The 13,294-nt window shown below is 71.5% G+C and carries 12 protein-coding genes; 8 read left to right on the top strand and 4 right to left on the bottom strand.

Features of this window, described 5'->3' with window-relative positions:
- A partial coding sequence (locus H483_RS38915) for a PEP-utilizing enzyme (protein ID WP_017838309.1) occupies positions 1-765 on the bottom strand: 765 nt, incomplete at its 3' end.
- A 140-nt stretch (positions 766-905) separates the two neighbouring features.
- Between H483_RS38915 and H483_RS36310 the strand changes: the two genes are divergently transcribed.
- The 8 genes from H483_RS36310 to H483_RS36275 all read left to right on the top strand — a co-directional run bounded on the left by H483_RS36310 (position 906) and on the right by H483_RS36275 (position 9,562).
- Positions 906-1,685: a DeoR/GlpR family DNA-binding transcription regulator gene (locus tag H483_RS36310; RefSeq protein ID WP_017838308.1), complete on the top strand. Its 780-nt coding sequence runs from the start codon at positions 906-908 to the stop codon at positions 1,683-1,685.
- Positions 1,682-2,662 (top strand): 1-phosphofructokinase family hexose kinase, encoded by a 981-nt coding sequence (locus tag H483_RS36305; RefSeq protein ID WP_017838307.1) that lies wholly within the window; start codon positions 1,682-1,684, stop codon positions 2,660-2,662. The genes H483_RS36310 and H483_RS36305 overlap by 4 nt, the downstream gene beginning before the upstream one ends.
- A gap of 81 nt (positions 2,663-2,743) precedes the next feature.
- Positions 2,744-4,885, top strand: a complete 2,142-nt coding sequence (locus H483_RS36300; RefSeq protein ID WP_017838306.1) for a fructose-specific PTS transporter subunit EIIC — start codon at positions 2,744-2,746, stop codon at positions 4,883-4,885.
- 69 nt (positions 4,886-4,954) lie between these two features.
- Positions 4,955-5,212 (top strand): HPr family phosphocarrier protein, encoded by a 258-nt coding sequence (locus H483_RS36295; RefSeq protein ID WP_017838305.1) that lies wholly within the window; start codon positions 4,955-4,957, stop codon positions 5,210-5,212.
- Complete coding sequence (locus tag H483_RS36290) at positions 5,209-6,141, top strand: NAD(P)H-binding protein (protein ID WP_017838304.1); 933 nt, start codon at positions 5,209-5,211, stop codon at positions 6,139-6,141. Before H483_RS36295 ends, H483_RS36290 begins: the two co-directional genes overlap by 4 nt.
- Positions 6,142-6,217: 76 nt before the next feature.
- Positions 6,218-6,883 carry a TetR/AcrR family transcriptional regulator gene (locus H483_RS36285; protein WP_042330255.1) on the top strand — a complete coding sequence of 222 codons (666 nt, stop codon included), beginning with the start codon at positions 6,218-6,220 and terminating at the stop codon, positions 6,881-6,883.
- 136 nt (positions 6,884-7,019) lie between these two features.
- Complete coding sequence (locus H483_RS36280; protein WP_017838302.1) at positions 7,020-8,054, top strand: diiron oxygenase; 1,035 nt, start codon at positions 7,020-7,022, stop codon at positions 8,052-8,054.
- The gene (locus H483_RS36275) at positions 8,054-9,562 is read left to right on the top strand and encodes an FAD-dependent oxidoreductase (RefSeq protein WP_017838301.1); all 1,509 of its coding nucleotides are present in this window, start codon (positions 8,054-8,056) and stop codon (positions 9,560-9,562) included. The genes H483_RS36280 and H483_RS36275 overlap by 1 nt, the downstream gene beginning before the upstream one ends.
- On the opposite strand, the gene eutC is transcribed toward H483_RS36275, so the two are convergent.
- Genes eutC through eat form a run of 3 tightly spaced genes read right to left on the bottom strand, consistent with a single transcriptional unit; the run spans position 9,559 to position 13,178 of the window.
- Positions 9,559-10,323, bottom strand: coding sequence for an ethanolamine ammonia-lyase subunit EutC (eutC, locus tag H483_RS36270; RefSeq protein ID WP_017838300.1), 765 nt, complete (start codon positions 10,321-10,323; stop codon positions 9,559-9,561). The two genes, H483_RS36275 and eutC, sit on opposite strands and share 4 nt — an antisense overlap.
- Positions 10,320-11,732, bottom strand: a complete 1,413-nt coding sequence (locus tag H483_RS36265) for an ethanolamine ammonia-lyase subunit EutB (protein WP_017838299.1) — start codon at positions 11,730-11,732, stop codon at positions 10,320-10,322. Before H483_RS36265 ends, eutC begins: the two co-directional genes overlap by 4 nt.
- Before the next feature lie 6 nt (positions 11,733-11,738).
- Positions 11,739-13,178: an ethanolamine permease gene (gene eat / locus H483_RS36260; protein WP_031265240.1), complete on the bottom strand. Its 1,440-nt coding sequence runs from the start codon at positions 13,176-13,178 to the stop codon at positions 11,739-11,741.
- Positions 13,179-13,294: the final 116 nt, after the last annotated feature.

The raw sequence follows: 13,294 nt of genomic DNA, 5'->3' as shown, positions 1-13,294 counted from the left end.
CCGCCGGTCCGCCGCGGCGGCGTCCTGCGCCGCGGCCTCGTCGGGGTCGACGGTCACCGTCCCGGCGCCACCGTCGACGAGGACCCGGGACCCGTCTGCCACCTCCGTGAGACCGGCCGCCGCGACCACGCAGGGGATGCCGAGCTGGCGCGCGATGATCGCGGTGTGGGAGGTGGGTCCTCCGTGCTCGATCACGATCCCCAGGACCACGGCCGGGTCGAGGCCGGCGGTGTCGGCTGGGGCGAGGTCGTCCGCCAACAGGACGCCCGGCTCGTCGAACTCGGGGATCCCCGGCTCGGGCAACCCGCGGAGCTCGGCCACCACGCGGGCGCAGATGTCGCGCAGATCGGTGACGCGCTCGGCCTGACGGCCGCCGACCTTGGTGAACATGGCGACGAACGTCTCCGTGGCCGCCATCGTGGCCGCCTCGACGCCGAGGCCCTTCTTCAGTTCTTTGACCACGGCTTTGGCCCACCCGCGGTCCCGCGCGAGCACGGCGTTCGCGGCCAGCACCTCGGCGCTGACCCCGGTGGCCAGCGCGGCGCGCTGGTCCAGCCGCCCCGCCACCGTGGTGGCGGCGGTGACGAAGCGCTCCCGGTCCGCCTCGAGCTGCTCCTCCCCCGGAGGACCCCCGGGAGCGGCGCCGTCGGGCTTCACCGCGGCGGCCTGCTCGGCTCGCCCCACCCACCGAGCGACCCCGTAGGCGAGGCCGGCCACCACGCCGGTTCCTCGGATGGTCGGCCCGGTCTGCGTGTCCAGCGACATGGGTGCTCCTTAACGGATCGGGCTCGTCGCCCGGTGGTGCTGTGTGGATTGTGACGAGAATAACTAATTTCGCTTGACTTTCCAACCGTATCGGGCAGAATCCAACATATTCGGTCATCAAGCGAAAGGTCGGGCCCCCGATGTACGGCAGCGAACGGCGACGACACATCGCGGAGGTACTGCAGGCGTCCGGCCGTGTCACCGTGGCCGACCTCGCCTCCGGCCTGGACGTCAGCGCCGAGACCATCCGTCGGGACCTGTCCCTGCTCGAGACCGAGGGGCTGCTCGAGCGCACCCATGGTGGCGCCGTCCCCGCCGTGCCGGGAGGGCGGGTCGAGCAGACGCTGGCCGCCCGCCGCACCGAGAACGTGACCGCCAAGTCCGCGATCGCCCGCGCCGCTCTCGCGCTGCTGCCGGCCCCGGGCGGCAGCGTGCTGCTGGACGCCGGGTCCACGACCGCCTGCCTGGCCGAATCCCTGGCGGAGCCGCTCGCCGAGGGCCACGGACTGTCGCTCATCACCAACTCGGTGCCCGTCGCGGACGCGCTCCACCGCTCCGGCGCCGCCCCGCTCCACCTGCTCGGCGGCGCCGTCCGCGGCCTCACCGGGGCGTGCGTGGGCGCGACGGTCCTGCGGGCCCTGGACGCCATCCGGGTGGACATCGCCTTCCTCGGCACCAACGGGCTCACCGTCGAGCGGGGGCTCACCACGCAGGATCCCGACGAGGCGGCCGTCAAGAGCGCCATGTGCGACGCGGCCCGCCGGGTGGCGGTGCTCGCGGACTCGAGCAAGTTCGGCCACGAGTTCCTCATCTCCTTCGCCGACCTGGACCGGATCGACGTCCTGGTGACGGACTCCCCGCCCACCGGCGCGCTGGCCGGCGCCCTCCACGACCGCGGGATCGAGGTTCTCCTGCCATGATCGTCACCCTCACCATGAACCCTTCGGTGGACCGCTCGGCGGTACTCGCCACCGCGCTGACCCTCGGCGCGGTCAACCGCATCGCCGACTCCCACGACTCCCCCGGAGGTAAGGGGATCAACGTGGCCCGGGTGTTGGCCGCGGGCGGGACCGAGGCCACAGCGGTCTTCCCCGCTCCTGCCCACGACCCGTTCGTCGCCATGTGCGCTGCGGCGGGCGTGCCCGCGGCCGTGGTACCCGCCGAAGGCCCGGTCCGGGTGAACCTCACCCTCGCCGACCCGGACGGGACCACCACCAAGATCAACGCACCGGGCCCCGTCGCCACCCCGGAGATGCTCGACCGGGTCCGGTCGGACGTGGCCGCGCTCGCAGCGAAGGCCACCTGGGTGGTTCTGAGCGGATCACTGCCGGGCGGCGTGTCCGCGGGTTTCTACGCCGACCTGGTCGCCGAACTACGCGGAACGGGGGCACGCCTCGCCGTCGACACCTCCGACGCGCCGCTCGCCGCCCTCGCCGCCCGGTTCCCCTCCGCCGCCCCTGACCTCGTCAAACCCAACGGCGAGGAGTTGGGCCAGCTCGCCGGGGTCGACGGCGTGGAACTGGAACGCCGCGCCGCGGACGGGGACCTGGCACCGGTCGTGGAGACCGCCCGGACGCTGCGTGCCTCGGGCGTAGGGACCGTGTTGGTCACCCTGGGCGGTGCGGGAGCGGTCCTGGTCGGCGGCGGCGATGACGACGACGCCGACGGCGAGGCGTGGTTCGCGACCACCCCGCCCGTCCGCGTCCGATCCACGGTCGGGGCCGGCGACTCCGCGCTCGCCGGATACCTCCTGGCCGACGCCCGCGGGCTCCCTCCGGCGGAGCGGCTCGCATGGGCCGTGTCCCACGGCAGCGTGGCCGCCTCCCTCGCCGGCACCGGCCTCCCCCTCGGATTGGACCCGGACACGTTCCGGGCGACCGTCCGCCGACTCGACTGACCCGACCGCACCTTCGACCCATCGACGAGCCCATCGACGAACCCCGAGCAGAAGACCCATGAGAAAACACGGAGGAAGGCCATGAGCCACCCGATCATCGAGACCGCCACGGTGCGGCTCGACGCCGATCTCGGCAGCAGCAAGGACGAGGTGATCCGGGCGCTGGCCGGGGCGCTCGTCGACGCGGGCCGCGCGAACGACCTCGACGCGCTGGTGTCCGACCTGATGGCCCGCGAGGGCAAGGCGGCCACCGGGATGAAGGGCGGGATCGCCATCCCGCACTGCAAGTCCCAGGCCGTGGCCGAGCCCAGCCTGGGCTTCGCCCGCCTCGACCCGCCGGTCGACTTCGGAGCCAAGGACGGCCCGGCCGACCTGGTACTGATGATCGGGGCCCCGGCCGGCGGCGGCAAGGAGCACCTGAAGATCCTCGCCACCCTCGCGCGCAACCTGGTGCGCGCGGAGTTCGTGGACGCGCTCCGCGCGGCGGCCACCCCCGAGGACGCGGTCTCGGTGATCCAGGGGGTGCTCACCCCCGCGGCGGACGCCTCGTCGTCGTCGCCCTCGGGTTCCACCTCCGCCGCCTCAACCGCGACGACCGCAGCGGCCACGTCCGCCACCGCCACCACCGCCGGGTCCACCACGGCGAGCGGCACGGGCGGCGGACAACCCCTCCGCCTGGTCGCGGTGACCGCGTGCCCGACCGGCATCGCCCACACCTACATGGCCGCCGACTCCCTGGACCAGGAGGCTGCCAGGCGGGGCGTGCAGATTCAGGTGGAGACGCAGGGCTCGGCCGGGTCCACCCCGCTGGACCCCGCCGTGATCGAGGCCGCCGACGCCGTCATCTTCGCCACCGACGTCGGCGTGCGCGACCGCGGCCGGTTCGCGGGCAAGCCCGTGGTCGAGTACGGCGTCAAGAAGGCGATCGACTCCCCCGCGCGGGTGCTCGACGAGGCGTTGGCCGCGGCGGGCGACCCCGACGCCAAACGCGTCCCCGCCTCGTCCGGATCGGGTGGGGACTCGAGTTCCGGCGGGTCCGGGTCGGACGAACACTGGGCCCGCGGCCTGCAGCGCGCGGTGATGACCGGTGTGTCATACATGATCCCGTTCGTCGCTGCAGGTGGCCTTTTGCTGGCGCTGGGGTTCCTGTTCGCCGGATACGACGTGGCGTTCGTCTGGCAGGAGGTGGCCACCGGGTTCACGTTGACCGACCTGCCCGGTCAGGTCTGGTATCTCGACGGTGAGATCGTGTCCGCCGGGACCGCCGGAGCCGAGATGCTCACCCACGCCGGCCTGAGGTTGTACATCGGCGCCGTACTGTTCGCGATCGGGCAGGCCGCGATGGGCTTCATGATCGCGGTCCTGTCCGGGTACATCGCCTACGGGCTGGCCGACCGCCCGGGCATCGCGCCGGGCTTCGTGGGCGGCGCGCTCTCGGCCACCCTCGGCGCCGGGTTCATCGGTGCGCTCGTCACGGGCATCCTCGCCGGCTACCTGGTGCGGTGGATGACCACCTGGAAGACCCCGCGCTGGCTGTCCGGCCTCATGCCGGTGGTGCTGATCCCGCTGCTCGGATCGCTCGCGATCGGCCTGCTGATGTTCCTGCTGCTCGGCCGCCCGCTGGCCTCGCTGACCTCCGCCATGGAGTCGTGGCTGGGCGGGATGAGCGGAACCTCGGTGATCCTGCTCGGCGTCATCCTGGGCCTCATGATGTGCTTCGACCTCGGCGGTCCGGTCAACAAGGCCGCCTACACCTTCGCCACCGCCGGACTGGTCGCCGACAACCCGGCCTCGCTGCGCATCATGGCCGCGGTCATGGCCGCCGGCATGGTGCCACCCCTGGCCATGGGCCTGGCGACGGTCGTCCGCAAGCGCCTGTTCACCGAGGTCGAGCAGGAGAACGGCCGGGCCGCGTTCCTGCTCGGTGCCAGCTTCATCACCGAGGGGGCGATCCCGTTCGCCGCCGCCGACCCCATCCGCGTGATCCCGTCGATGATGGCCGGTGGCGCGGTCACCGGAGCGCTGATCATGGCATTCTCGGTGGAGTCCTACGCGCCGCACGGCGGTCTGTTCGTGGTGTTCGCCATCAACCCGGTCTGGGGCTACCTGGTGGCCATCCTCGCGGGCATGCTGGTCTCGACCACAGCCGTGGTCCTGGCCAAGAGCGCCCGCCGTGATCCCGCTCCCGTCGCGGCACCGGCACCCGTCGCCGTCGCCGCCTGATCCCCACCCGACCGCACTCCGGCGGGTCGGTCCGCCGGCCCGCCACTCCACCCGTCACGAGGAGACACCATGCCCACCACCACCGTCATCGTGGGATCCGCCGAGGGGCTGCACGCCCGCCCCGCGGGGATCATCGCCGAGGCCGCCGAGAAGTACGACACGGACATCGAGATCGCGTTCGACGGCGAGGAGGCCGACGCCGCCTCGGCGATGCTCATCATGGCGCTCGGAGCCGAGAAGGGGGCCGAGGTCACGGTGAGCGGGGACGACTCGGCGGCGGTGGCCGAGATCGCCGCCCTCATCGAGCAGGATCTCGACGCGGGGTGACCGTCCTGGTCGTGGGATCGGGTGGGTACCTGGGAACACGCCTCGTGCCCGAGCTGCTGGCCCGGGGGCACCGCGTCCGGGCCGGCGTCACCGATCCCCGGCGGGCGGGGTCCCGCGAGCGGGCGTCACACGAGCGTGGGTCCCACGACCGGGGCGGCCGCGCGGAGACGGTCCACTGCGACGTCCTCGACCCGGACTGCCTGCCCGCCGCCCTGGACGGCGTGGACTCGGTCGTCTACCTGGTCCACCGTATGGGGCACGGGCCGGGTTTCCGGTCCGAGGACGCGGCGGGCGCCACCGCGATGCGCGAGGCGATGGCCGCGGCCGGAGTCGGTCGCTGCGTCTACGTCTCCGGACTCGCACCGTCAGCCGGTCCGGGTGAGACGCTGTCCCGACACATGTCCTCCCGGCTCGAGGTCGAACAGCTGCTCTCGGCCGGACCCACGCCGGTCTTCACTCTCCGGGCCGGCATCGTCCTCGGTGCCGGCTCGGTGAGCTTCGAGCTGCTGCGCACCCTGTGCGATCGGTTGCCGGTCCAACCCGTGCCCAGCTGGATGCGCGGCAGCCGGGTAGAGCCGGTCGCCGAGCGCGACGTCCTCGAGGCCCTGTGCCACGCGCTTGAGGGCTCTCCCCGCTCCGGACACGGGGACCTCGGCTGCGGCGAGGCCCTCACCTACCCCGCGCTGCTGCGCAGGTTCTCGCGGGTCGCGGGCCTGCCTACCCTCCGCGTCCCGGTGTTCGGGGTGCCGTGGGATCTGGTCGCCGCGGGGCTGTCCCCCGTCGTCGACTCGGACCCCGCCACCGTCGGCGCGCTGGTCGAGAGCCTCCGGCACGACATGGTGACCACCGACCGGACCCCGGACCTGCTTCCCGCCGGGTGGGAGCGGACGGGTATCGACGACGCCATCCGCCGTGCGCTCCGCGACTGACGTCACGATCCGGGTCCGACCCCACCGGTCACGCCACACCTCCGCGCGAGCGCGGGGTGTGGGGGACAATCGAGCGATGCCCCCGAATCTTCCGTTCACCGCCGCGACCTTCATCCGCGCAGCACTGGACCGCCACGGGCCGAGCAGCACGACGGACGACATCGGTGAGAAGCTCCTCGACGCGGCCGTGCGTCAGTTCGAGACCTTCGGCGTGACCCGGTCCACGATGGGGGACATCACGCAGCGGTCGGGCCTGTCCCGGATGACCCTCTACCGCCGGTTCGCCAACAAGCAGGAACTGATCAACGCGGTCCTGCTGCGCGAGTCCGGCCGCATTCTGGCCGGGCTGAAGCAGGAGATCGACCGCTACGACGACGTGGAGTCCAAGCTGACCGAGGGGTTCCTCTACACGGTCGAGACCCTGCGCGCCCACGGTCTGCTCAACCGACTCCTCGAGAGCGAGCCCGAGGTCGCCGTCCCCTACCTGACGGTGCGGGGCGAGCCCCTGGTCAGTAACAGTGCCGAGTTCCTCGCCTCGGAGATGGCCTCCAGTCTCGACGACTCACGGTCCCACGAGGAACTGCTGGTGGCGGCCGAGGTGGCCGTCCGTCTGGTGATCTCGTTCGTACTCACCCCGTCCACCACGATCGATCTGGACGACCCCGACGTAGCACGCGACTTCGCCCGCAGGCACCTGGGTCCACAACTCCGCGGGCAGAGGGGCGCCTCCGACGGGTCCTAGGCGATCGGGCGTTGACACGAGGGGCAGTGCTGTCTAGCCTCAGTTACAAAGAGACCTCAAGTGTCACTCTGTACTTCCTTCTCTGTACGCCGAGGCTCTCTCCGGCCCGAGCGGCCGGAAGACGAAAGGGATCGCCATGCCCGCACCCACCCCCACCGCCGCCCCCTCGATCCAGACCGAGCCGCCGGCCCCGACCCCGACCAGTTCTCGCCAGGAGTACGACGCCACCCTCCTCCGCCTGTCCGAGGCATCGGTGCGACGCCACTTCGACGCGTTCGTCGACGTCCCCTGGGACCATCCCGACTTCCAGGTGGACCGCACCGACGAGCGTTGGATCCTGCCCGCGGCCGTCGACCCGCTGGGCGCCCACCCCTGGTACCAGTCCCTGCCCGTGGAGACGCGGATCGAGATCGGCATGTGGCGCCAGGCCAACATCATGAAGGTCGGCCTGCAGTTCGAGAATCTCCTGATCCGCGGGATCATGCAGTACATCGCCACCCTGGACAACGGGTCGGCCGAGTTCCGGTACCTCACCCACGAGGCGACCGAGGAGTGTCACCACACCCAGATGTTCCAGCAGGGCGTGAACATCATCGGCGCCGACGTACCCGGTCTGCCCCGCTGGCTGCGCAGGGTCTCGCCGGTCATCCCCTGGTTCGCCTCCCTCACCCCCGTGGGCTTCTTCATCGGCGTCCTCGCAGGCGAGGAGCCCATCGACCACACCCAGAAGCAGATCCTGCGTGGCGCGGACGAGCTCCCGCCCGTGCTGAGCCGGATCATGGAGATCCACGTGGCGGAGGAGGCCCGGCACATCTCCTTCGCCCACACCTACGTCGCCCGGTACGCGCCCCGGTTGTCGCGCGGCCAGAGCTTCGCCATCTCCCTGGCGTTCCCCGTGATCATGCGGGTGCTGTGCGACGCCATCCTCAAGCCGACCAAAGAGTTCCGCGAGGAGTTCGGCGTCCCCCGCGAGGTCATCGACGAGCTCTACTGGGACAGCCCGAAGTCCCGTGAGTTCCTGTCGGACCTCTTCTCCGACGTCCGCATGCTCGCCGAGCAGTCCGGTCTGATGAACCCCCTCGCGCGGCGGGTCTGGCGGGCGCTGAAGATCGACGGTCGCGCCTCCCGCTACCGCAGCGAACCCCCCGTCACGTACGCCACCGGCGCCTGATGCCCCACGTCGTCACCCAGGCCTGCTGCGCCGACGCGTCCTGCGTGCACGCCTGCCCGGTCAACTGCATCCACCCGACCCCGGACGAACCGGACTTCGCCACCGCGGAGATGCTGTACATCGACCCGGACGTCTGCGTGGACTGCGGCGCGTGCGTGGGCGCCTGCCCGGTCGGCGCGATCGTCCCCGACGACCGCCTCACCACGGGTGAGCAGGTCTTCCTCGACCTCAACGCCGTGCTGAGCACGCCCTCACGACCGTATCCGCCCCAGGCGCCGGTTCCCCCGATCCGCCGTCTGGAGAACGATCGGGGACGTGCCGGGCACCCGCTGCGGGTCGCGATCGTCGGGGCCGGTCCGGCCGCTCTCTACACCGCGGACGAACTACTCAGGCAGCCGGGCGTCGAGGTGACCGTGTTCGACCGTCTGCCGGTCCCCCACGGACTCGCCCGTCACGGCGTCGCCCCCGACCACGCCCGGACCCGGTCGGTCACCGACCTGTTCACCCTCATCGAGAACCAGCCCGGGTTCACCTACCGCCTGGGCGTGGAAATCGGCCGGGACCTCGGCGTCGACGACCTCGCCGCGCACCACGACGCCGTGGTGTACGCGACCGGGGCCAGTACCGACCGCCCCCTCGACATCCCGGGGGCCGGACTCCCCGGGAGCATGTCCGCGACGCAGGTGGTGAGCTGGTACAACGCCCACCCCGACCACGTCGACGCGCGCGTCCCACTCGACCACGAGCGGGCCGTCATCGTCGGTAACGGCAACGTCGCCCTGGACGTCGCCCGGATCCTCGCCACACCCGCGCACTCCCTCGCCGGGACCGACATCTCCCCCGTGGCCCTGGAGGCACTGCGCGGCAGCCGGGTGCGCGAGATCGTGGTGCTGGGCCGGCGCGGGCCCGCGCAGGCCGCGTTCACGCTCCCCGAACTGATCGGGCTGGCCTCGCGGGACGACATCGATCTCCGCGTGCAGGCCCCGGACGGGATCGACCCCGGGGCGGCGAGCGACCGCCAGAGGTCTCTCATGCTCGACTGCCTCGCGGACGTCGCCGCCCGTCCGCCCCGCCCGGGCAGCCCGCGGATCGTCCTGCGTTTCCAGGCCGCCCCCGTGGAGGTCCTCGGTGAGGACCGGGTCCAGGGACTGCGGATCGCGGCAACGGAGCTGACGACCCGCGACGGCGACGTGCGCGCGGTACCCCGTCCGGGAACGGAGGAGGTGCTGGACGCGGGGCTGGTGCTGCGCTCGGTGGGGTACCGCGGGGTGCCCGTGCCCGGCGTGCCGTTCGACCCGGCCACCGGGACCATCCCCCACCGGGGCGGCCGCGTCCTCGACCGCCCCGGCGGGTCCGAGGTCCCCGGCGCCTACGTGGCCGGGTGGATCAAGCGCGGACCGCGCGGGTTCATCGGATCCAACAAGACCTGCGCCCGGGAGACGGTCGACGCGCTGCTCGCCGACGCCAACGCGGGTCTGCTCGGCCGGGCCGGGGCGGCCGGGCGCTAGTCGATCGTCAGCGTGTCCTCGGCCTCCACCTCGGCCGCGCGGGAGGTGTCCTTCAGCGCCACCCCGGACGCGCCGAGCTCCCGCGCCCCCGAGATGAGCCGCGCGACGATGTGCGCGGATCGGGCGTAGTCCAACCCGTCCGGCGGGTGGATGTTGGAGATGCAGTTGCGCCCGGAGTCGGGGGTGCCCGGTGCGGGAAGGTGGGTCAGGTAGATGCCCAGACTGTCGGCGACCGACAATCCCGGCCGCTCGCCGATCATCACCACGACCGTGCGTGCGCCCATGGCGCGGGCGAGATGATCGCCCAGTGCCACCCGCGCTTCGGTCGCGATCACGGGCGGGGCGAGCGAGTACTGCTCCGACAGCTCGGACACCAGCGCGGCGAGGAGCCCGGCGCCATGGTCCATGAGCGCCCGGGGGGACAGGCCGTCGGCCAGGACGAGGCCCACGTCGAATTCCCCCGTCGTGATCGAGGACAGGTCCCGGGGCACCCGTCCCAGATCCGGGCGCCGGAGGTATTCCGCACGCGAGGAGGCCTGCGAGGTGACGACCGCCGGCTCCCCGATGCCGATCTCCCGCACCTGCGCGGCCAGGGCCCGGACGTCCAGCGGCATGTGGACGGCGTCCCGCGCGGCGGCGTGGGCGGACCGGAACTCCAGGACCCGGCGGGTGGGGAGCGAGTCGCCGGTGCGGCCCAGCCCGATACGCGCCTGGGTGCTGCGGCGCAGTTCCTCCCAGAAGGAGGGCTCGATCCCGCTCATCGCGTCCCCGTCAGCGCACGGAGCGGTGATCCGGTGGCGTCGATGTCGAGGATCCGTCCCCGGGCGTCGACCATGCCCAGACGGTCGAGCCAGGCCGCGAACTCGGGGGCCGGGGTCAGCCCCAGCACCTGCCTGACATACAACACGTCGTGGAAGCTCAGGCTCTGATACCCCAGCATCACGTCATCGGCGCCGGGCACCGCGATGACGAACGCGGTGCCCGCCGCACCGAGCAGCGTGAGCAGGCTGTCCATGTCGTCCTGATCGGCCTCGGCGTGATTGGTGTAGCAGACGTCCACACCCATCGGCAGACCGAGGAGCTTGGCGCAGAAGTGGTCCTCGAGCCCTGCGCGGATGATCTGTTTACCGTCGTAGAGGTACTCGGGCCCGATGAACCCCACGACCGTGTTGACCAGCAACGGCTCGAGATCCCGGCACACCGCGTACGCCCTGGCCTCGAGCGTCTGCTGGTCCACGGGCCGGCCTCCCGTCCCCAGGTGCGCGCCGGCGCTCAACGCCGAGCCCTGTCCGGTCTCCAGGTACATCACGTTGTCGCCCACGGTGCCTCGGTGCAGCGAGCGGCCCGCCTCGTTGGCCTCGCGCAGCAGCGCGAGGTTCACCCCGAAACCCGAGTTCGCGCCCTCCGTGCCGGCGACGGACTGGAAGACCAGATCCACCGGCGCCCCCTGCTCGATGAGTTCCATCGTCGTGGTGACGTGTGACAGGACGCAGGACTGCGCGGGGATCTCGAAGCGCTGGCGTATCTCGTCGAGCAGATACAGGAGGTCAGAGGTGGCGTGCGGGGAATCCGTCGCGGGATTGACACCGATCACCGCGTCGCCGGAGCCCAGGAGCAGACCGTCGAGGGTGGCCGCGGCGATGCCCCTCGGATCGTCGGTCGGATGATTGGGCTGCAGGCGCGTGGCGAGGGTGCCCGGCAGCCCCACGGTGGTGCGGAACGCCGAGGTCACCCGGACCGCTCGGGCCACGGCGATCAGGTCCTGGTTGCGCATCAGCTTGCTCACCGCCGCCACCATCTCCGGGGTCAGCCCCGCGGCCACGGAGGCCAGCGCCGCGGCCGCCCCGGGGGAGGCCGCGACCTCGAGGAGCCAGTCGCGCAGTCCCCCCACCGTGAGGTGGGCCACCGGCGAGAACGCACCGCGATCGTGCGAGTCGACGATGAGACGGGTGACCTCGTCGGTCTCGTACGGCACCAGCAGGTCCTCGAGGAAGGTCTCGAGCGGGACCTCGGCGAGTGCCCACTGCGCGGCGGCACGTTCGGCGTCGGACGCCGCCGCGCACCCGGCCAACTCGTCACCAGATCTCCGTGCGGACGCCTTGGACATCAGGTCCACGAGTCCGTCGAACTGATAGGTCGTTCCCGAGACCTGCTGGGTGTACTTACTCATGAGGGCTCATTCGAGTTCTGCTTCCGCTCTGGCCACTGCGGCGAATTCCTCGTCCGGGGAGTTGGCGACGAGGTGGTGGCGACTGTGGATACCGAAGTACAGCATGAACGCACCGAACACCACCAGGCAGCAGAGCGCGGCCGTGCTGTTGACGAGGAACGTGGCCACGACGGCCAACGCGGCGACGACGAGGGCGAATCCCGTGGTCACGACACCGCCGGGCGTCCGGTACGGACGCTCCATGTCCGGCTCCCTGCGGCGCAACACGATGTGGCTGACCATCATCAGGACATAGCTGAGCGCGGCGCCGAACACCGCCATGTTGAGCAGCATGTCGCCCTGGCCGGTGAGCGAGAGCAGGAACCCGATGACTCCCGGGACGACGAGGGCCAGGGTCGGGGCCCTGCGCGAGTTGGTGACGGACAGCGCCCTGGGCAGGTAGCCGGCCCGGGAGAGCGCGAACAACTGACGGGAGTAGGCGTAGATGATGGAGAAGAAACTGGCGACGAGCCCGGCGAGCCCGATGTAATTGACCACCTTCGCGGCCGATCCGTCGCCGAGCGCCTCGACCAGGGGGTTTCCCGAGGACTGGATGGCATCCGCGCCGCCGGCACCGGTGGCCAGGACCAGGACGGCGGTCGCGGTGACGAGCAGAACACCCATCGCCGCGATGATGCCGCGGGGGACGTTGCGGGCCGGATCCTTGGCCTCCTCGGCGGCCAGCGGCACGCCCTCGATGGCGAGGAAGAACCAGATCGCGAACGGCACGGCGGCCCAGATGCCGATGAATCCGAACGGAAGGAAGTCCGAGGCACCGGCGGCGTCGGTGGGAGCGATGTTGGTGAGGTTCGACGCCTCGAACTGACCCGCGGCCGCCAGAGCGAAGACGACGAGGCCGACCAGGGCGATGGCGGTGATGACGAACATGACCTTGAGCGCCTCACCCACGCCGGCGAGGTGGATGCCGATGAACACCGCGTACACCGCGAGGTATATCCACCACCCGTCGGTGATGCCGAAGAGCTCCAGGGATTCGACGTACGCGCCGATGAACGTCGCTATGGCGGCGGGCGCGATGGCGTACTCGATGAGGATGGCGGTCCCGGTGGCGAACCCTCCCCACGGCCCCAATGCGCGCCGCGCGAAGGTGTAGCCACCACCCGCGGCCGGGAGCGCCGAGGACATCTCGGCCATGCCGAGCACCATGGCCAGGTACATGCCGGCGATGATCACGGCCGCGATGAGCAGGCCACCGAAGCCGCCCTGTTCCAGGCCGAAGTTCCAACCCGAGTAGTCGCCCGAGATCACGTAGCTGACGCCGAGACCCGCGAGCAGCACCCACCCGGCGGTGCCCTTCTTCAACTGACGCCTGTCCAGGTAGTCACCGCTCTCGCGGTGTGAGTGCGTTCCGTCATGGTGACTACTGTGGGTTTCTGCGGTGGACATGCGCGGCCTATCTCGAAGCGGTGTCGACGGATGTCGCGCGGCGTGCGCGAACCGGATCACCGTAGGTCCGCGGTGTAAGCATCGCGTCGACGCGCTGTGACGGCCCGGTTACGGCG

The sequence above is a fragment of the Dietzia sp. UCD-THP genome (assembly GCF_000349585.1).
GTDB lineage: Bacteria > Actinomycetota > Actinomycetes > Mycobacteriales > Mycobacteriaceae > Dietzia > Dietzia natronolimnaea_A.
This window is presented reverse-complemented; position numbering and strand designations above follow the sequence as displayed.

Bases quoted from the DNA above. Each gene is read 5' to 3' on its own strand.
- H483_RS36310 (WP_017838308.1), top strand. From the start codon at position 906: ATGTACGGCAGCGAACGGCGACGACACATCGCGGAGGTACTGCAGGCG.
- H483_RS36305 (WP_017838307.1), top strand. From the start codon at position 1,682: ATGATCGTCACCCTCACCATGAACCCTTCGGTGGACCGCTCGGCGGTA.
- H483_RS36300 (WP_017838306.1), top strand. From the start codon at position 2,744: ATGAGCCACCCGATCATCGAGACCGCCACGGTGCGGCTCGACGCCGAT.
- H483_RS36295 (WP_017838305.1), top strand. From the start codon at position 4,955: ATGCCCACCACCACCGTCATCGTGGGATCCGCCGAGGGGCTGCACGCC.
- H483_RS36285 (WP_042330255.1), top strand. From the start codon at position 6,218: ATGCCCCCGAATCTTCCGTTCACCGCCGCGACCTTCATCCGCGCAGCA.
- H483_RS36280 (WP_017838302.1), top strand. From the start codon at position 7,020: ATGCCCGCACCCACCCCCACCGCCGCCCCCTCGATCCAGACCGAGCCG.
- H483_RS36275 (WP_017838301.1), top strand. From the start codon at position 8,054: ATGCCCCACGTCGTCACCCAGGCCTGCTGCGCCGACGCGTCCTGCGTG.
- eutC (WP_017838300.1), bottom strand. From the start codon at position 10,323: ATGAGCGGGATCGAGCCCTCCTTCTGGGAGGAACTGCGCCGCAGCACC.
- H483_RS36265 (WP_017838299.1), bottom strand. From the start codon at position 11,732: ATGAGTAAGTACACCCAGCAGGTCTCGGGAACGACCTATCAGTTCGAC.
- eat (WP_031265240.1), bottom strand. From the start codon at position 13,178: ATGTCCACCGCAGAAACCCACAGTAGTCACCATGACGGAACGCACTCA.